Origin of the sequence: Planotetraspora kaengkrachanensis, from assembly GCF_016862895.1 — a bacterium.
GTDB lineage: Bacteria > Actinomycetota > Actinomycetes > Streptosporangiales > Streptosporangiaceae > Planotetraspora > Planotetraspora kaengkrachanensis.
The window spans coordinates 102,556-121,158 of sequence record NZ_BONV01000036.1 but is presented as its reverse complement, the minus strand read 5'-3'; the positions used below and the strand labels follow the sequence as shown (position 1 = coordinate 121,158).

The 18,603-nt window shown below is 69.8% G+C and carries 18 protein-coding genes; 11 read left to right on the top strand and 7 right to left on the bottom strand.

What is annotated here, in order from left to right:
• Positions 1-2: 2 nt before the first annotated feature.
• On the top strand, positions 3-1,454 hold the full coding sequence (locus tag Pka01_RS31145; RefSeq protein ID WP_203886507.1) for an MFS transporter: 1,452 nt from the start codon (positions 3-5) through the stop codon (positions 1,452-1,454).
• On the opposite strand, the gene Pka01_RS31140 is transcribed toward Pka01_RS31145, so the two are convergent.
• Positions 1,361-2,053 carry a TetR/AcrR family transcriptional regulator gene (locus Pka01_RS31140; protein ID WP_203886506.1) on the bottom strand — a complete coding sequence of 231 codons (693 nt, stop codon included), beginning with the start codon at positions 2,051-2,053 and terminating at the stop codon, positions 1,361-1,363. The genes Pka01_RS31145 and Pka01_RS31140 overlap by 94 nt on opposite strands.
• 112 nt (positions 2,054-2,165) lie before the next feature.
• On the opposite strand from Pka01_RS31140, the gene Pka01_RS31135 reads away from it, so the two are divergent.
• Together Pka01_RS31135 and Pka01_RS31130 are read left to right on the top strand one after the other, a co-directional pair.
• Positions 2,166-3,596, top strand: a complete 1,431-nt coding sequence (locus tag Pka01_RS31135; RefSeq protein WP_239115607.1) for an MFS transporter — start codon at positions 2,166-2,168, stop codon at positions 3,594-3,596.
• A gap of 21 nt (positions 3,597-3,617) precedes the next feature.
• Positions 3,618-4,055, top strand: coding sequence for a sterol carrier family protein (locus Pka01_RS31130; protein WP_203886505.1), 438 nt, complete (start codon positions 3,618-3,620; stop codon positions 4,053-4,055).
• A 10-nt stretch (positions 4,056-4,065) separates the two neighbouring features.
• Here Pka01_RS31130 and Pka01_RS31125 read toward each other — a convergent pair whose 3' ends face one another.
• Positions 4,066-4,776 carry a DUF4190 domain-containing protein gene (locus Pka01_RS31125; RefSeq protein ID WP_203886504.1) on the bottom strand — a complete coding sequence of 237 codons (711 nt, stop codon included), beginning with the start codon at positions 4,774-4,776 and terminating at the stop codon, positions 4,066-4,068.
• Between the two features lie 167 nt (positions 4,777-4,943).
• Between Pka01_RS31125 and purF the strand changes: the two genes are divergently transcribed.
• Positions 4,944-6,419: an amidophosphoribosyltransferase gene (purF, locus tag Pka01_RS31120; protein ID WP_203886503.1), complete on the top strand. Its 1,476-nt coding sequence runs from the start codon at positions 4,944-4,946 to the stop codon at positions 6,417-6,419.
• The gene (gene purM, locus Pka01_RS31115; protein WP_203886502.1) at positions 6,416-7,441 is read left to right on the top strand and encodes a phosphoribosylformylglycinamidine cyclo-ligase; all 1,026 of its coding nucleotides are present in this window, start codon (positions 6,416-6,418) and stop codon (positions 7,439-7,441) included. Before purF ends, purM begins: the two co-directional genes overlap by 4 nt.
• A gap of 155 nt (positions 7,442-7,596) precedes the next feature.
• Here the strand turns inward: purM and Pka01_RS31110 are convergent, their stop codons facing one another.
• Positions 7,597-7,830, bottom strand: a complete 234-nt coding sequence (locus tag Pka01_RS31110; RefSeq protein WP_203886501.1) for a DUF3073 domain-containing protein — start codon at positions 7,828-7,830, stop codon at positions 7,597-7,599.
• 151 nt (positions 7,831-7,981) lie between these two features.
• A complete protein-coding gene (locus Pka01_RS31105; RefSeq protein ID WP_203886500.1) occupies positions 7,982-9,085 on the bottom strand; it encodes a Glu/Leu/Phe/Val family dehydrogenase in 1,104 nt (367 codons plus the stop codon).
• Between the two features lie 137 nt (positions 9,086-9,222).
• Between Pka01_RS31105 and Pka01_RS31100 the strand changes: the two genes are divergently transcribed.
• The gene (locus Pka01_RS31100) at positions 9,223-10,095 is read left to right on the top strand and encodes a DUF8083 family protein (RefSeq protein WP_203886499.1); all 873 of its coding nucleotides are present in this window, start codon (positions 9,223-9,225) and stop codon (positions 10,093-10,095) included.
• Positions 10,096-10,414: 319 nt separating this feature from the next.
• Positions 10,415-10,618: a developmental transcriptional regulator BldC gene (gene bldC, locus Pka01_RS31095; RefSeq protein WP_013133571.1), complete on the top strand. Its 204-nt coding sequence runs from the start codon at positions 10,415-10,417 to the stop codon at positions 10,616-10,618.
• 151 nt (positions 10,619-10,769) lie between these two features.
• On the opposite strand, the gene Pka01_RS31090 is transcribed toward bldC, so the two are convergent.
• Positions 10,770-11,453: a TetR/AcrR family transcriptional regulator gene (locus tag Pka01_RS31090; RefSeq protein ID WP_239115605.1), complete on the bottom strand. Its 684-nt coding sequence runs from the start codon at positions 11,451-11,453 to the stop codon at positions 10,770-10,772.
• Positions 11,454-11,699: 246 nt separating this feature from the next.
• On the opposite strand from Pka01_RS31090, the gene Pka01_RS31085 reads away from it, so the two are divergent.
• The 4 genes from Pka01_RS31085 to Pka01_RS31070 all read left to right on the top strand — a co-directional run bounded on the left by Pka01_RS31085 (position 11,700) and on the right by Pka01_RS31070 (position 15,995).
• On the top strand, positions 11,700-12,803 hold the full coding sequence (locus Pka01_RS31085; RefSeq protein ID WP_203886498.1) for a LacI family DNA-binding transcriptional regulator: 1,104 nt from the start codon (positions 11,700-11,702) through the stop codon (positions 12,801-12,803).
• 127 nt (positions 12,804-12,930) lie between these two features.
• Positions 12,931-13,197, top strand: a complete 267-nt coding sequence (locus Pka01_RS31080; RefSeq protein WP_203886497.1) for a hypothetical protein — start codon at positions 12,931-12,933, stop codon at positions 13,195-13,197.
• A gap of 66 nt (positions 13,198-13,263) precedes the next feature.
• Positions 13,264-14,139 (top strand): N-acetylmuramoyl-L-alanine amidase, encoded by an 876-nt coding sequence (locus Pka01_RS31075; protein ID WP_203886496.1) that lies wholly within the window; start codon positions 13,264-13,266, stop codon positions 14,137-14,139.
• A 221-nt stretch (positions 14,140-14,360) separates the two neighbouring features.
• Positions 14,361-15,995 (top strand): beta-N-acetylhexosaminidase, encoded by a 1,635-nt coding sequence (locus tag Pka01_RS31070; RefSeq protein ID WP_203886495.1) that lies wholly within the window; start codon positions 14,361-14,363, stop codon positions 15,993-15,995.
• Positions 15,996-16,201: 206 nt separating this feature from the next.
• Here Pka01_RS31070 and Pka01_RS31065 read toward each other — a convergent pair whose 3' ends face one another.
• Together Pka01_RS31065 and Pka01_RS31060 are read right to left on the bottom strand one after the other, a co-directional pair.
• Positions 16,202-18,337 carry a heavy metal translocating P-type ATPase gene (locus tag Pka01_RS31065; RefSeq protein ID WP_203886494.1) on the bottom strand — a complete coding sequence of 712 codons (2,136 nt, stop codon included), beginning with the start codon at positions 18,335-18,337 and terminating at the stop codon, positions 16,202-16,204.
• Positions 18,338-18,369: 32 nt separating this feature from the next.
• A complete protein-coding gene (locus Pka01_RS31060; protein ID WP_203886493.1) occupies positions 18,370-18,573 on the bottom strand; it encodes a heavy-metal-associated domain-containing protein in 204 nt (67 codons plus the stop codon).
• Positions 18,574-18,603: the final 30 nt, after the last annotated feature.

Genomic DNA, 18,603 nt, shown 5'->3' with positions numbered 1-18,603 from the left:
ACATGGCCGTCGTCCCCCCGCAGCCGGGCTCTCCCGAGTACGCCCACGCCCTGCGTTACGCCTGGCGGGTCTGCTCGGTCACCGGCCTCGGCCTCGTGCTCATCGGCGTGAGTTCCAGCACCCTCAACGTCGCCCTTCCCGAGGTCGTCAGGAACTTCGACGCCGGGCCGGTCGCGTCGAGCTGGATCCTGCTGGCGAATCTGCTGGCCAGCACGTCGACCCTGGTGCTTTTCGGCAGGATGGCCGACCTGCTGGGCAGGCGGGAGGTCTACCTCCTCGGGTTCGCCCTCTACACGGGTGCGTCCCTGCTCGCCGGGTTCGCCCCAGACGTGGCGTTGCTCATCGCCATGCGCGCCGTCCAGGGGCTGGGCGCGGCGATGATCCTCGCCAACGGCACGGTCATCGTCACCGACGCCTTCCCGCCCGACCGGCTGAGCCAGGGGATGGGCGTCTACATCGGGACGTTGTCGGTGGCCCAGCTCATGGGTCCGACCCTGGGCGGCCTGATCGCCGACACGCTGGGCTGGCGCTGGATCTTCTGGGTGAACGTGCCGCCCGGGCTGGCCGCGCTCGCCTGGGGCGTGATCACGCTCAGGAAGGTCGCCCGGGGCCGCAGGGAGCCGGTCGACGTGCTCGGGAACCTGATCGTGTTCACCGCGCTCTCGGCGGCGCTGATCTCGATCAGCCAGGGCGCACTGCTGCCCGGCCTGCTCGCGGCGGCGCTCGTTCCCCTGCTGGTGCTCGTCGAGCGGCGCGCCCCCAACCCCGTGCTCGACCTGACGCTGCTGGGCGGGCGGATGCTCGCCTTCGCGAACCTCGCCTCGCTCTGCAACGCCCTGGCGCGGGCGTCGCTGATCCTGCTGGCCGGTCTGTACTTCCAGGCCGCGCGCGGCGTGGACGCCCTGACCGCAGGGCTCGCCGTGCTGCCCGTCCCGATCGGGATGACCCTGGCCTCGCCCGTCGCCGGCGCGCTCGGCCGCAGAACGAACCCCGCCGTCCTCGCGATCGGCGGAGCCGCGGCCTCCGCCGCCGGCCTCCTCGTCCTGGCCCTGTCCGCCGGCGCGGACTCGCCGTACTGGGTGATCGGGATCGGCCTGTTCGTCGCCGGGTGCGGCAGCGGCACGTTCCTGACGGGCAACACCACCCAGGTGATGGGCGCCCTGCCTCCCGGAAGCCTCGGAGTCGTGAACGGCTTCCGACTCATGATCATGAACGTGGGCGTCGTGCTCAGCGTGGCCACGACGCTCAGCGTGCTGACCGCCTCGGTCCCTCCGGAGTTGCGGCGGCAGGTGTACGCGGGGACCCTCTCCCGGGTCTCCCCCGTGGCCCTCCAGCAGCTCATGGCCGGGTTCCAGCGGACCTACCTGGTGCTGCTCGGGGTGGCCGTGCTCGGCGTCCTGTGCGCGGCCGTCGCCTCGATGCCCGAGAGCAGGAGATCGACCCCGAACGCGTAGTAGTGCTCGATGTCCGGCTCGGCCTCGAAGGTCCTGCCGAACGCCACCATGCAGGGGAACCGGTCCTGAGGCAGGGACTCCAGCGCCAGCCGCTTCTGCCTGCGCCACTCCACGGCCTCGCCCGCGGTCAGGGTCCGCGGGCCGCCCGGCTCGTCGCCCACCAGCGCCAGGACGCCGTGGAGAAGGTGGGACGAGATCAGGAAGCCCTCCTCGAGAGTGAAGCCCGCCTGGCCGAGGAGGGACAGGGCGGTCTCGGTGGCGCGGGTGAAGCTGCTCACCTGTTCCTTGTGGATCAACGGGAACACCCCGACCATCGACGGATGCCGCCGCAGGACGCGGACCAGCGCCTCGACCATCGCCCTCAGCCGGACGTTCCACGGCGACGCGGGATCGGATTCGGGCGTCAGCTCCGCGAGCACGTGGTCGGCCACCGCGTGGAGCAGTAGCTCCTTGTTCTTGAAATGCCAGTAGGGCGCCATCGGGGAGACGCCCAGCTCCTGCGCGAGACGCCTGATCGTGACGGCCTCCAGGCCCTCGAGGTCGGCAAGCTCGATCGCCTTGTCGATCACGGTCTGTCGGGTCAGCTTCTCCGGTGCCATCGGCCGTTCCGTCCTTCTTCCCTCGCGGCGCTTGACAACTATACGCCGTACAAGGTCTCCTATGCACCGTACATGTACGCCGTACAAGTACTACGTACAAGAGGGGATTCCGATGACGGGACGATGGTGGGCGCTGGTCGCGGTGGCGCTCGCGACGTTCATGACGTATCTGGACAACAACGTGGTCAACGTGGCGTTGCCGACCATCCAGCGCGACCTCGGGCTGACGATGTCTGGGCTGGAATGGATCGTGAGCGCCTACATCCTGGTGTTCGCGGGCCTGCTGCTCGTGGGCGGACGGCTGGCCGACGTGGTGGGTCTTCGCACGATGTTCTTCACCGGGCTCGCGGTCTTCACGCTGGCCTCCGTGGCGGCCGGGCTCGCCGGCGGGCAGGAGGCGCTGATCGCGGCGAGAGCCGTACAGGGTGTGGGGGCCGCACTGCTCGCCCCGACCTCTCTGGCCCTCCTGCCGGCGATCTTCCCCGATCCGCGTGAGCGCGGCATGGCCGTCGGCATCTGGAGCGCCGTGGGCGCGCTCGCGCTCGCCGTGGGCCCGCTCACCGGGGGGTTCCTGAGCGAGAACGCCCACTGGGGGTGGATCTTCCTCATCAACGCCCCCATCGGCCTCGCCACGGCGGCCATCGGGCTCCGGTCCATCCGGGTGCCGCGCGGCGCGACGGCGCGCACCGGGCTCGACCTGCCCGGGCTCGCCGCCTCCGCGCTCGCCCTGTTCGCCCTGACCTACGCGCTGATCGAAGGGGCGTCGCGCGGGTGGACGTCGGCGCCCATCCTGGGTTCCTTCGCGGTGGCCACAGTCGCCGCCGTCGCCTTCCTGATCGTCGAGTCCCGTACGGCCCGGCCGATGATCGACCTCACCCTGTTCCGTGAGCGGATCTTCAGCGGGGGCCTGCTCTCCATGGGCATGTGGTCGTTCGGCGTGTTCGGCATCTACTTCTTCACCGCGCTCTACCTCCAGAGCGCGCTGGGCTTCACCCCGATCCAGGCCGGCGCGGGCTTCGTGCCGATGGCCCTGCTCATGGCGGTGATCGCGACGGTCTCCCCCCGGCTGGCCGACCGCTTCGGCAACGCCGGCACCGTCGCCGCCGGCCTCGCGCTGATGGCCGCGGCGATCGGCGGCCTGTCCAGCGTGGGAGCGGGCGACGGCTACCTCGACCTGCTCCCCTGGTTCCTGCTCTACGGAGCCGGCGCCGGGCTGCTCGTCCCGCTGACCAACGTGGTGCTCAGCACGATGCCCACCGCCAGGGCGGGCGTCGCCTCCGGTGTGCTCAACGTCTCACGCGAGGTGTTCGGGCTACTCGGGATCACGATCCTCGGCGCCATCCTCAGCGCACGCGAGAACGTCGCGACCGGAGCCCCGCTGGAGCGGTTCCTGGACGCCTACCAGTTCACCCTGGTGATCGCCGCCGCCATCGTCCTCGTGGGCGTACCGGTCAGCCTGTTCGCGCTGCGGCGCAGCCGTACGGCGGGGCCGGCGGGTAACGGGAGCGACGACGAGCCCGCCGCCCTGGAAACGGTCGCCTGAGCCGTGCACGACAATGGGCGGATGCCACGCAGACTGGACCCCGCCCAGGTCAGGCAGGCGCTCGACGCCCAGCTCGCCGATCTCGGGCGGACGCCCTTCGAAGGTCCCGACGACGCCGTCGCCGACACGTGCGTGCGGGTGGTCCTCGGGGCCTACGAAGCGGGACTCACGCCGCTCAAGGAGGCCGCCCGCTTCGCCGTACGGCACCTGCTTGAGCGGCTCGCGGCCCTGGCGCCGGGGCGGACGGTCGAGGTCCGGGTGCCGCCCTACGCGGCGGTCCAGTGCGTGGCGGGGCCCAGGCACACGCGCGGAACCCCGCCGAACGTCATCGAGACCGACCCGGCCACCTGGCTGGAACTCGCCACCGGCGGGCTCTCGTGGTCCGACGCCGTCGCGGCCGGGCGGGTCTCGGCCAGTGGATCACGGGCCGACCTGTCGGAGCATCTCCCCCTGATGTGATCCCGTCCGATCACACGGCGTTCTCCGGCTGGGTGCCGCCCAGCTTCTCCTCCACGCACCGCTGGGCCGCCTCCTGGCTCGGATAGAGCGAGGGGTCGAAGCACTCGCCGAGGTTCTTGCTCTGGTACCAGTTGTAGATCAGGGCTCCGGCGATCAGGCCCAGCAGCAGCGTGAGCGCGCTCAGGCAGAGCCCGATGATCGCCCTGCGCTTGTTCGACTGCTTGGCGATCGCGACGATGCCGACGATGATCCCGGCGATCGCGACGAGCGCCCCGATGCCGCAGACGAGCAGCAGCACGAGGCTGACGATTCCGAGGACGAGCGCCGCGGTCCCCAGCCCGCCGCGGGGTCCCTGGGCCTGCCACGGGCCGCCGCCACCGGGAGGAGGCCACCCTCCGCCGCCGGGGGGCCATCCGCCACCGCCGGGCGGCGGGCCCTGAGGCGGCTCTCCCGGCCCGTGGCCGCCGGGCGGCGGGGTCTGTCCAGGGCCGTAGCCCCCGGGCGGCGGGGTCTGTCCAGGGCCGTAGCCCCCGGGCGGCGGGTTCTGCCAGGGCCCGCCGCCACCGGGAGCCTCCCAGGACGGCCCTCCTGGTGATCCGGGGCCCTCCGGCGGCGTCTGGCCGCGCGGCGCCGCCCCTTCGGGGTGCCGGGCCGCACCGGGATCGCTTCGGGGAGTCTCCGGGGAGCTCGCGGGCTGGTCGGGCTCGTCCAGTGTCGCCACAGTAGCTTTCTCCCGTACCTCAATATCTGGGCATGCCGGAACGCCTAGGTTCTCCTGAAAACACGGGGCCGACCAGGGGCGACACGCCCAAGCGAAGTCGACCGTTTCTCCTCGACTCGACCACCCGCGTGTCCGAGCAGCATCGGGTCCGACCTAGACTCAAGTACGTGTTGAAGGGCGACGGCCGTCTCGGCCATGACCTCGACCCCAGGGATCGTGCACCTCAGGACGCCTGTGGCGTATTCGGAGTGTGGGCCCCCGGGGAGGACGTCTCCAAACTCACCTACTACGGCTTGTACGCGCTGCAGCACCGGGGACAGGAGTCCGCGGGCATCGCCGTGAGCGAAGGCAGCCGCATTCTCGTCTACAAGGACATGGGCCTGGTGGCCCAGGTCTTCGACGAGTCGATCCTCGGGACCCTCCGCGGTCACCTGGCCATCGGGCACTGCCGCTACTCCACGACCGGGTCGAGCGTGTGGGAGAACGCGCAGCCCACGCTGAGCTCCTCCGAGGGCGGCGGCCTCGCGCTGGCCCACAACGGCAACCTGATCAACACCGCCGACCTGTCCACGCGTCTTCCCGCGGGCTCGATCAAGGCCACGACCGACACCGAGGTGCTGACCGCGCTGCTTGCGCAGGACGGCTCCCGGCCGGTCGAGGACGTCGCCGCCGAGCTGTTCCCCGAGGTCAAGGGCGCCTACTCGCTCGTGTGGATGAACGAGACCACGCTGTTCGCCGCCCGCGACCCCCAGGGCATCCGTCCCCTGGTGCTCGGCCGGCTGGCGGGCGTGTCCGGCCCCTCAGGACCTGCGGCTCAGGAGAAGACCGGCTGGGTGGTCGCCTCGGAGACGGCGGCGCTGGACATCGTCGGCGCCTCGTTCGTCCGCGAGATCGAGCCCGGCGAGCTGCTGACGATCGACGAGCGCGGCGTCCGGTCGCGCAGGTTCGCCACCCCGGAGCCCAAGGGCTGCCTGTTCGAGTACGTCTACCTCGCGCGGCCCGACACCACGATCGCCGGGCGCGGCGTACAGGCGACGCGGGTCGAGGTGGGCCGCGTCCTGGCGCAGGAGCACCCCGTCGACGCCGACCTCGTGATCCCGACGCCCGAGTCCGGCACGCCGGCCGCCATCGGATACGCCGAGCAGAGCGGCATCCCCTACGGCCAGGGCCTGGTGAAGAACTCCTACGTCGGCCGGACGTTCATCCAGCCGTCGCAGACCATCCGGCAGCTCGGCATCCGCCTGAAGCTGAACCCGCTCCGCGAGGTCATCGAGGGCAAGCGGCTGGTCGTCGTCGACGACTCGATCGTCCGCGGCAACACCCAGCGGGCGATCGTCAAGATGCTCCGCGAGGCGGGCGCCGTCGAGGTTCACGTACGGATCTCCTCGCCCCCGGTGGCCTGGCCGTGCTTCTACGGGATCGACTTCGCCACCCGGGCGGAGCTGATCGCCGGCTCGCTCTCGGTGGAGGAGATCCGCACCTCGCTGGGGGCCGACTCCCTCGGCTACATCTCACTCGAAGGGCTCACGCGGGCGACCACGATCCCCGCCGACCGGCTCTGCCGTGCCTGTTTCAACGGTGTCTACCCGATCGCGATCGACCAGGACAGGGTCGGCAAGTACGTCCTGGAGGCTCAGCGATGACGAGTTACGCAGCCGCCGGCGTCGACATCGACGCGGGCGACCGCGCCGTCGAGCTGATGAAGTCGCGAGTGGCCCGGTCGCACCGACCCGAGGTCGTCCACGACGTCAGCGGCTTCGCCGGGCTCTTCGACGCCTCGGCGTTCCTCCGCTACCGCCGCCCGCTCCTGGCCACCTCGACGGACGGCGTGGGAACCAAGGTCATGCTGGCCCAGCGCCTCGGCAAGCACGACACCATCGGCATCGACCTCGTGGGCATGGTCGTCGACGACCTCGTCGTCTGCGGGGCCGAGCCGCTGTTCATGACCGACTACATCGCCTGCGGCAAGGTCGTCCCCGAGCGCATCGCCGACATCGTCGGCGGCGTGGCCGAGGGGTGCCGCCTCGCGGGTTGCGCCCTGGTCGGCGGCGAGACCGCCGAGCACCCGGGCGCGATGGGGCCGGACGAATACGATCTGGCCGGCGCGGGAACCGGGGTCGTCGAGGCGTCCGAACTGCTGGGGCCCGACCGAGTGAAGCCGGGCGACGTGGTGCTCGCACTTGCATCGAGCGGAATCCACTCGAACGGATACTCCCTGGTCAGGCACGTCATCGCAAGCGCCGGGCTGAGTCTCGAGCAGGAGATCCCCGAGCTGTCGCGGACGCTGGGCGAGGAGTTGTTGGAGCCCACCCGCATCTACGCGCTCGACTGCCTGGCCCTCATCCGTGAGGCCGAGGTGCACGCGTTCGCCCACATCACCGGTGGAGGCCTGACGGCCAACCTGGCCCGCTCGCTTCCTTCGACGGTCGACGCGCTGCTGAACCGCGGCTCCTGGACTCCTCCGGCGATCTTCGACGTCCTGGCGGGCCACGGCTCCGTGCCGCAGGCCGAGATGGACAAGACGTTCAACCTCGGCGTGGGGATGTGCGCGATCGTGCCGGCCGCCGAGGTCGACAGGGCGACGGCGCTGCTCTCCGAGCGCGGAGTACCGGCCTGGGTGCTCGGTGAGATCGTCGAAGGCACCGGCGAGGCCCGGTTCGCCTGATCGCGAGCCTTGATCGCGAACCTGACCATGACCGGCATGGCGAAATCACGTCCTGGGCACGTGGCCCGGGGCGCTGCGCCTCACTCCGGACAGGACGAAGGCACCCGGCGGGAAGAGTCTCCCGCCGGGTGTCTCACCTGGCATTCAGAGCGGGATCAACGGCGACCGGAGCGGCCGCTGTCGTCGTCGTCCTCGTCGTCGACGTCCGCATAATCGGCATAGCGATCAGCCAGCTCGTCGTAAGGGTCATGCTCGTCACTGCGGCCGGAATCGTCCTCATCCACGACTCCGAGCTCCGCGCGCAGGCGCTCAAGATCCGTGCCGCCGCTGTTGTACTTCAGCTGGCGGGCGACCTTGACCTGCTTGGCCTTGGCTCGGCCGCGCCCCATTGGCTCGACCCCCTCATGCGGGGTCGTGCCCGACCCCTCGTCGCTAACGCACCGCGCACCGACGCCACCTGACTTCAGGCGCCAGTCTCTCGTTCGCCTATTACCGTACCTGTTTTGCGCGCTGCTCGGTACGTCGTACGGACGTCACCGGTCAGCGCCGGAGCCAAATACCCCTCAGACGTCCTATTTCGGACATTCTGCGCTCCGCCAGCCTATCCGCTGCCGCGCTCGGAGGGACGCCTTCCTCCTCAGCCAACTTAAAGATCTTCGATGTGGTGTCGAAGATCCGCGCCGCCCTGGCACGCGCCCGGGCCATGTTGAAGCCCTCGATCTCGTCGGCGACCTGGATGACCCCTCCGGAGTTCACCACGTAGTCGGGGGCGTAGGCGATGCCTCGCTCGGCGAGCTGCTTGTCCACGCCGGGATGGGCGAGCTGGTTGTTCGCCCCGCCGCACACGATCTTGGCGTTGAGCCGGGTCACGGCGTCGTCGTCCAGGGCGCCGCCCAGGGCGCAGGGGGCGTAGACGTCGATGTCGGCGGAGGAGAGAGCGACGGCGTCATCGACGACGTGGACCGACGGGTGGCGGCGCCGTACACGATCTACAGCGCTGTCGTTCACGTCACAGATCACGACTTCGGCGCCCTCTTCGATCAGGTGGTCCACCAGCCGGTGTCCCACCTTACCGACGCCCTCGACGCCGACCCGCCTGCCCTTCAGGGACGGCGTGCCGTACACGTGCTCCGCTGCCGCGCGCATGCCCTGGAAGACGCCGAAAGCGGTGAGGATCGAGGAGTCGCCCGCGCCGCCGTGCTCTTCTGTCCGCCCGGTGACGTAGGAGGTCTCCCTGGCGACGACGTCCATGTCCTCGCTGTAGGTGCCCACGTCACAGGCGGTGTAGTAGCGGCCCCCGAGCGACTCGATGAACCGCCCGTAGGCCCGCAGCAGCGCCTCGCTCTTGTCCTGCGAAGGATCGCCGATGATCACGGCCTTGGCGCCGCCGAGGTCGAGCCCGGCGAGGGAGTTCTTGTACGCCATGGCGCGTGAGAGATTGAGCACATCGGCCAGGGCGGCCTGCTCATTGCCGTAGGGATAGAACCGGGTACCCCCCAGTCCCGGCCCGAGAGCGGTGCTGTAGATCGCGATGATCGCGTGCAGACCGCTGCGTTCGTCTGAGCAGAACACGACCTGCTCATGCTTGCCTGAATGGACGACCGGGCTGGGGTCCTTGTGAGAAAGCCCGAAGACGTCAGTCACGGTGGTGACTCCTGATCGCCTATGCTCGCCGCCCCGTTGCGGCGATTTCTTCCCAGCTTAGCGACGCCATTGCAAAGTGATCATGGAAAATCAGGACAGTGCGCCACATCTCCGCGTCGACGTGGCACGATTCTGGTGTGCTCCCCTACGCCGCCTACCTCCGTGTGTACGAACCGTTGACGGCCTTCGCCCCACGAGACCAGGAGACGTGGACCAGTTACGCCGAGTCCCGGGACCGGCCGCGCCGGGCTCACGCGCTGGAAATCGAGCACAGGGAATCCGTCCGCAGGCTCATGTACGTGCCGCCGATGCCGGCTCCCGAGCAGGAGAGCGCCAACGCCTACCTCCGCCGACTGGGCGACACCCTCTACGTCTGCCCATGGCAGAGCAGGCTGCGGTCCTGGCTGGCGTTCACCACGTTCCGGGGCAGCATGTCGATCAAGTTGTCGGACCGGTTCGTCCCCCAGACCGTCGCCGAGCGGACGGCGGACGCCTTCGACCGGTTCAAGCGGTATGAGCACTCGCTGAGAACCCACATCCGGTCGAGCACCTGGCACGTCCCCACCTCGTGGTTCGTGCCGTTCAACCCGGCCGAGCGCTGGCTGGTCCTCGGCGCGGAGCAGGGCGAGGCCGCGGAGCCGGGCGTGCAGACGACGACGGCGCCGCCGCGGAACATGCTCTACGTGACGTCGATGGCCCAGGCCAGGCGCAGGGTCGCCCGGGCGCTTGTAGTGATCCGCAGGCACGTCGGCCATGTCACCACGCTCGGCGAGGTGGAGGAGATCGGCCGGTGGCTCGAGGAGTTCCACCCGCACTCGCTCGTGGAACTCGACTACGGCGGCCTCGTCCATCTCATGGACGACGAGACCCTGCAGAACGACCAGTCCGTGGCCGAGGTGGCGACGGCCCTCGGGGGTTTGGACAACGGTCAGGAAGAACTTGCCTTAGCGATGTATCAGCGGGTGATAGTCCGCTGGAGATCAGTTCAAGCCCTTCAATTCGCAAACTGACGGTAAAGACAGGTCTGTGACCTGCCAAATCAGGTCACGGAACCTTCGATCTCACATCTACGAACTGAGTAGTTTGCCGTTTTCACTGCGATACCACGAAACGTGTCGCTAGAATCACCGAGCGTGACAACAACACGTGGTCGAGACGTAGCGCCCAGAGGGCTCGCCAATCGCACTACGTACCTGTATGGTCACATCGGGTGATGCCGCAAATGATCCTGAAAACCGCACCTTATGGATCTTTGGGGGACATCCGTGACAAGCGCACAAATGTCGCAGGATCGCTGTCGCCGGTCCACACGGAGGAGAGGCCGCACAAATGTCAGCTCGTACACCCGAGGCCGAGCCATTGCTCACCCCGGCGGAGGTCGCAACCATGTTCCGCGTCGACCCCAAGACCGTCACCCGGTGGGCGAAGGCGGGCAAGTTGACATCCATCCGCACGCTCGGCGGACACCGGCGCTACCGGGAGACCGAGGTCCGGGCGTTGCTCGCGGGGATACCGCAGCAGCGTTCCGAGTAGGCCACCCGAGCACCGAAGCAGGGGGGAAGAAAGGACGCGCTCGCGTCACAGATGTGAGCGCGTCGACCACACGCCCGTGGCCGCCATGGGTCACGGGAAGGTGTGGGTGGGCGCCGCCCGCCCGGCGCCTCCCCGACATTCAGCCCGCCGATCACCGGTCGGGCCGCCCTGGGTCTTCGAGCAGGTGCTCCGCATCCCGGTCGTGACGTGCCGCCACCTCGAGCAGTCCGACCAGGTGATCCATGAGGAGTCGTTCCAGCTCGGGCCGGTCGATGTCCCGATGCTCGAGCCAGTCGAGCCCCGCCGTCTCCACTGAAGCTATCCATGATCTGAGGGTGATCCGGAGCACGGGGCCGGGCACGCCCGCGTGAAGCCGGTTCATGACGAGCCGGAAGAGGCGTTGCCGTACCCCGTCGACGATCTCGCCGATCTCCCCCGCCCGGTTCGCCGGGCCACCTCTGAGCAGCGCCGCGAAGCCCGCCGCGTGCTCTTCCACGAAGTCGAAGTATCGCGCCAGGCCGCGCGACAACTCATCGAGTGGGCTCCCGCCGTCCTGCGGCCTGAGCCTGGCCTCGAGTTCCGCCGCCGCGCTGCGAAGCGCCGCCACATAGAGCTCCTGCTTGCCGCCGAAGTAGTGGTAGACGAGTGCTCGAGAGGCCCCCGCCGCCGCGGCGACGTCGTCTATCGAGACATCCTCGGCGTCATGCCTGCTGAACAGTTCGAGCGCGGCCGCGATCAGTTCCTCGCGCCTGCGGTCGACGCTGAGCCGGCGCCGCGCTGGGCGCGCTCCGGGCACCCGCTCTGGGTCGTCTCCGGCCTGGGATGTGACACCCACAGATCGCACACTATCGGGTCATCTCGGCACCACGACGCTAGTTGATCAAGATGCGATGTGGAAGGATCCATAAATTCCTCCGCTGAACGTTCGCGCTGGCCACAGGTGTGGCGAGGACGAGAGAGCGCTCTTTCGGACATGCGAACAGACCGGAAAGAAGCAATACAACTGTGAGCGGCCCGTACCCTACGGGCAACTCGATCGTTTGTTGTGTCAGGTGCACGTCCACGCATCGTGGGGAGAACCATGTCAGGACCGTCCATGCAGACCACTGCCCGGAACGACGTCGCGGGTTCGCTGCCCGACGGTGGCCTGGACGCCGGGTTCAGCCCGCGGCCACGGCCGACGATCCGTAACGTGGCCGAGCGTGCCGGCGTCTCGAAGTCGCTGGTTTCCCTCGTGCTCAGAGGTTCGTCACACGTCAGCGAGCATCGCCGGGAGGCGGTCCTGCAGGCCGCCAGAGAGCTCGGGTACCGGCCCAACGCCGTGGCCCGCAGCCTGGTCGAGGGCCGCACCCATCTGGTGGGCGCCCTCGTGGCCGATCTCCACAACCCCTTCTACGCCGAGTTCCTCGACGGTCTCCAGGAGAGCCTGCACGGGGACGGCCTCCGGCTGCTGATCGGCAGCGGACGCTGGGATCCCGCATTCGAGGACGAGGCCGTGGAGGCCTTTCTCGAACTCCGCGTGGACGGTCTCGTGCTGCTCGGCGTCGCCCCCTCGAGTTCGACGCTCGCCGAGGCCTCCGCGTACACACCCACGGTCGTCGTCGGCGAACGCGACGTCTCACTCAGCGGCGTCGACATCGTCGTGGACGACGACCAGTTAGGCGCCCGCCTCGCGATCGACCACCTGGTAGAACTCGGCCACAAACGCATCGCCCACATCGAGGGCACTCCGTCCTCGGCCGCGCGGTACCGCTGCGAGGGTTACCTGGTGGCCATGCGCCGCCACGCGCTCGCGCCGTACATCATGGTCGAGCACGGGGACTTCACCGAGGAGGGCGGACGCCGCGCCGCGCTGGCGCTGCTGGCACGCGACCCGCGCCCGACCGCCATATTCGCGGCCAACGACATCGTGGCCATGGGCGTTCTGACCGCGGCGAGCGAGCTCGGCCTGCGCGTCCCCGAGGACCTGTCCGTCGTCGGCTACGACAACACCCACCTCGCGGCGGTCAACCACATCTCGCTGACCAGCGTCGACCAGCCCCGCAGGGCCATGGGCCGTTCGGCGGCCGCTCTGCTCAGCGACCGCATCACCGAGCCGGGGAAGGCGGCCCGCCTCCGCCAGGTGACCCCTCAGCTGATCGTGCGCCGCAGCACCTGCCCCGTTCCAAGCGAGTCCCAAAGCTAGGTCAACCGCCGACGTGTCGAATCGCGGACGGTGTTGACTCCGACTGTGACGCCGACCCCCGGCGGGTCGCAGACATCGGGGGGACCCGCCAGGTCGGCGACCATTTCCACGATCATCGGGGGGATTCATGCGTGATCCGGAGTTGGTCTCCTGCGCCCAGCGGGCGGCGGGTGAGCTCGAGCGGGCGTGGGCCTACTGGCGCGAGACGCGCGGGCTGCACGGCGAGGACATCGCCGAGTCCGTGGCGAGCTACGTCGCCCATTCGATCGACCATCCATGGGGCCGGCCGCGAGTGGTGCTGGGACTCGACGCGGAAGATGCCCGCGAGTTGGCCGCCCTCCTGCACAAGCAAGAGGTACCGGAGCCTGCTTGGGAAGCTCGTTTCACGGCATAACGGACTGATTACGCCCCTTCTACGCGTAGGTTGGGGGTCGACAGACCTCCGTGAAGGGATCTTGCCGTGACCACTCGACTGCTCGCCGCCGCAGCTCTCGCCCTGGCCGGCCTGGGAGCCGCCTCCTGCGGCGGCGCGGCGAGCACGGGCGCGGCCGGTTCGCAGACGACCACCACGAAGCCTGTGAGCGCGACGTCCCAGGTGACGGGGGTACCCCAGAAGAACGCCGGTCCGGCCGCGGTCCCGACCTCCAAGGCTCCGCTCAGCAAGAAGAAACCGCCGCTCCCCCTCGCCGGAAGGGTCATCGTGATCGACCCCGGCCACAACGGGGGCAACTTCAAGCATCCTGAGATCATCAACAAGCAGGTCAACGTCCTCACCCAGTGGAAGGCCTGCGACACCACCGGGACGTCGACCAACGACGGGTACTCCGAGGCCGCGTTCACCTGGGACGTCTCCAACCGGCTGGCCAAGATCCTCAAGGCCGAGGGCGCCACGGTGAAGCTCACCCGCAAGAACAACACCGGTGCCGGCCCGTGCATCACGCAGCGGGCCGCGATCGGCAACCAGGCGAAGGCCGACGCCGCGATCTCCATCCACGGGGACGGCGCCCCGGCGAGCGCGCACGGCTTCCACGTGATCATGCCGCAGAAGATCCACGGCCCGGTCGACCCGGTCGTGGGCGCCTCCGCGAAGCTCGGCGTCGCGGTCAGGAACGCGTTCCACTCCGGGACGGGCCTGCCGTACTCGACCTACATCGGCAAGAACGCGCTCGACTACCGCAAGGACCTCGGCGGCCTCAACCTTTCGACCGTTCCCAAGGTCTTCATCGAGTGCGGGAACATGCGCAACGCGAGCGAGGCGGCCAAGTTCAAGAGCGCCCAGTTCCGCCAGCGCATCGCCGAGTCCCTCGCCAAAGGCCTCCGGTCCTACCTCACCTGATCCCCTCGCCGCGCCCTCCCCTCCCTCGCCGCGCCCCCCTCGCCGCGCCCCCCTCGCCGTGATCATGCACAAATTCGGCTGCACACGCCCTGACCTGCCACTCTCCCGTGCGTGATCATGCACGAGTTCGGTCGCGCACCCTCTGACCTGGTGCTTTGTCCGCCGTGATCATGCAGGGAGCGGTGCGAAGTCAATTCGGCCCGTTTGGCATGATTCGGCGTATGGATTACCTGCTTCCCCGCCCCAAACTGGCCGAAAAGGCGCCGGGATCGTTCGAACTCGCGCCGGGTGCCGGGATCTCCGGCCCCGCCCATCTCGTCGACTCCGTACGGACGGCCCTGGCCGTACTGGACCTGCGACCGGCCGAGACGGCGGCGGTGCGGGTGGAGCAGGACCCCGAACTGGGGGACGAGGCCTATCGCATCACCATCACGGCGGAATCGGTGCGGATCGCCGCGAGCGGACCTGCCGGCGCGTTCTACGCGGCGCAGACGCTGAGGCAGCTTCTGCCCGCCGACGCGTTCCGGTCTGCGCCGCTGCCCGGCGCCGTGTGGACGCTCCCCGCAGGCCGCATCGAGGATGCCCCCGGGTTCTCGTGGCGGGGCACCCACATGGACGTGTCCCGGCATTTCCTCCCCAAGCGGGACGTGCTGCGGATGATCGACCTGCTGGCGCTCCACAAGCTCAACCGGCTCCATCTCCACCTGGTCGACGACCAGGGGTGGCGGGTCGAGAGCCGGGCGTACCCGCTGCTGCACGAGGTCGGATCCCACCGTGCACAGACGACGACCAGCCCCTTCGGTGACGAGCCCACCTTCGACGGGCTTCCGCATGGTGGGTACTACACGCTGACCGACCTGGCGGAGATCTCCGCCTACGCGCGCGCACGGGCGGTCACGATCGTCCCCGAGATCGACGTGCCGGGCCATGCTTCGGCGATCCTGGCCGCCTACCCGTCCCTGGGCGCCAAGCCCGGCGAGCCGTACGACGTCCTCGATCGCTGGGGTGTCTCGCCCGCGATCCTGTCGCCCCTGCCCGCGACCGTGGAGTTCCTGGCCACGGTGATCGACGAGATCATCGGCGCGCTGGGCTCGGTGCCGTACTTCCACATCGGCGGCGACGAGTGCGTGCTCGACGACTGGGAGGCCTCCCCCGAGATCCGCGCGTACCAGGCGGAACTCGGTCTGGAAACGCCCGGCGACCTGCACGCCTGGTTCCTGAGGCGGCTCGCGGACGTGCTGGCCGAGCGCGGCAGCCGCGCCGTCGTGTGGGACGAGGCGTTCGTCAGCGGCATGTTGCGGCAGGACACGATCGTCATGCCGTGGCGCGGCCAGGGCGTCGGCCGCCGCGCGGCGAGCGCGGGACACGACGTGGTCGCGACGCCCGTCTTCCCGATGTACTTCGACTACGCCGAGGCCGCCTCCGAGGAGGAGCCCGTGGCGATCGGCGACACGATCACCGTCGAGGACGTCGCAGAGTTCGCCCCGGCACCGAGCGAGTGGACGCCGGAGGAGCGTGACCGGGTGATCGGCGCCCAGTTCCAGTTGTGGAGTGAGCGCATCCCCGACAGCCGCACGCTCGACTATCGCGCGTGGCCCCGCGGTTGCGCGGCCGCCGAGATCACCTGGACGGGCGGCCCTGCCGTACGCGCGGAGTTCCTGCCGCGTCTCGACGCCCATCTCGTACGGCTGGACGCCTTCGGGGTGGAGTACCGGCCTCTCGCCGGCCCGCGTCCGTGGCAGCGAGGCGGCACGGGCTGGCGTCGGCACCGGCCGGGGGTCGTGCTCGTGCACGAGGTGATGAGCCACCTCGACGAGATGACGTTCTCGGCCGAGTCGACCCGTCCCAGCATGTGACCCCTGCGTGCATGATCACGCTCTGAGTTTCCGCAGGCCGGGCGGTATTTCCACGAACCTGTGCATGATCACGATGAGGGTCGGCCCAGGTGGCGGGGCGTTCACGCGAACCTGTGCATGATCACGGCCAAGGTGCGTGCGGTGATCACTACCAAGGGTGCGGTGATCACCATCAAGAGGTGCTGATCACCGCCACAGTGCGGTGATCATGGGTGGAAGTGGCGGAGGCGGAGGCTGTTGGTGACGACGAACGCGCTCGACAGGGCCATGGCGGCGCCGGCGATCATCGGGTTGAGCCACCCGGCCGCCGCCATCGGGAGCGCCGCCACGTTGTAGGCGAAGGCCCAGAAGAGGTTGCCTTTGATGGTCCTGAGCGTCCGGCGGGACAGGCGGATGGCGTCCGCGGCCACCCGGAGGTCGCCTCGCACGAGGGTCACGTCGGCGGCCTCGATCGCCGCGTCGGCCCCCGTGCCCATGGCCAGGCCCAGGTCCGCCTGGGCCAGGGCCGCCGCGTCGTTGACCCCGTCGCCGACCATGGCCACGACGCGGCCCTCGGCCTGGAGGCGCTTGACCACGTCGACCTTGTCGGCGGGCAGCACCTCGGCGATCACCCGGTCGACGCCGACGGCCCGCGCCACGGCGTCGGCGGCGGCGCGGTTGTCCCCGGTCAGCAGGATCGGGTCGAGCCCGAGATCCCGCAGATCTCGTACGGCTCTCGCCGAAGTCTCCTTGATCGTGTCGGACACGACGAGGACGCCCCGGGCCGCCCCGTCCCAGCCGACGACAACGGCCGTTCCTCCCGCGGCCTCGGCCGCCGCCACCGCGTTCTCTACCGCGGGCGGCAGGTGCCAGGCCTCCGCGAGCAGTGCCCGGCGGCCCGCCAGCACCTCGCGACCCTCCACGACGCCCCGGACGCCGAGCCCGGGGATGTTCTCGAACGCGTGGACCTCGGGGAGACGATCACCCACCTCGCGGGCGGCGTCGGCGACGGCCCGGGCGACCGGATGCTCGGACGCGTGCTCGACGGCTCCCGCCATCCTCAGCACGTCCGCGGCCGGCTCTTCCCCGGCGGGGACGACGGAGGTGAGGGACATGCGGCCGGTGGTCACCGTCCCGGTCTTGTCGAGAACCACCGTGTCGATCTTCCGTGCCCGTTCGAGCACCTCGGGTCCCCTGATCAGGATGCCGAGCCGCGCACCACGCCCCGTGCCGACGAGCAGGGCCGTCGGCGTCGCCAGGCCCAGCGCGCACGGGCAGGCGATGATCAGCACGGCGACGGCCGCGGTGAAGGCGTGCACCGCCCCGGCACCCGCGGCGAGCCACGACACGAGCGTGGCGGTCGCCAGCACGATCACGACGGGCACGAAGACGCCGGAGACCCGGTCGGCGAGGCGCTGGACCGCGGCCTTGCCCGACTGGGCCTCGGCGACGAGAGCCGCGATGCGCGCGAGCTGGGTGTCCGCGCCGATCCGCGTGGCACGGACGACGAGCCGCCCGCTCTCGTTCAGCGTGGCGCCGGAGACCGTGTCGCCCGGTCCGACCTCGGCGGGCACCGACTCTCCGGTCAGCATCCCGGCGTCCACTGCCGACACCCCGGCGACGACGACGCCGTCTGTGGCGATCTTCTCGCCTGGCCGTACCACGAACTCGTCGCCGACCCGCAGCGTCTCGACGGGGACGCGGACCTCGGCCTCCTGCCGGATCACCGTGACGTCCTTGGCGCCGAGCTCCATCAGCTCGCGCAGCGCGCTTCCCGCACGGCGCCTGGCCCTCGCCTCGAACTGGCGCCCGGCCAGGATGAACACCGTCACTCCCGCCGCCACCTCGAGATAGGTGTGGCCTCCCGACGGCCCGGCGAGCAGTGCCCACGCCGACCAGGCGTACGCGGCGAGGGTGCCCAGGGAGATCAGGGTGTCCATCGTCGCGGCCCCGTGCCGGAGGTTGACCCAGGCGGCCCGGTGGAACGGCAGGCCGCCGTACGCGACGACGGGTGTGGCGAGCATCAGGGAGAACCACTCCCATCCGGGGAACCGGAACGCCGGGACCATGCCCACCGCGATGACCGGGACGGCCAGCAGGAGGGACAGGATCAGGCGCTCCTCCAGCGCGTCGGGCGGCGCGGCGGACTCCGGCTCGGGCAGCGCGGCGGAGTAGCCCGCCTTCTCGATCTGGGCGATCAGCTCGCGATGGTCGAGATCGTCCGGGAAGACCACGCTGGCCTTCTCGGTGGCGTAGTTGACCGCCGCGCTCACGCCGTCGAGCCTGTTGAGCTTGCGCTCGATCCGGCCGGCGCAGGAGGCGCAGGTCATCCCGCCGATCTCGAGCTCGATCCGCGCTGTCATGTCTCCTCCGGACCCGGGCCGCGTGAGACGGCTCAGGCGACGATCTCGTAACCGGCCTCCTGTACGGCCAGCCGCACGGCCTCGTCGGTGACTTCCTCACCGGCGACGTCGAGCCGTCCGCTCGCCAGGTCGACCTCCACGCCGGTGACTCCGGCGAGCTCGCCGACCTCCTCCTTGACGGAGCTGACGCAGTGGCCGCAGGTCATGCCCTGGACGGTGTAGGTCTTCACGCTCATGTCCATCCTCCCGGTGCTGATACCCCCCAA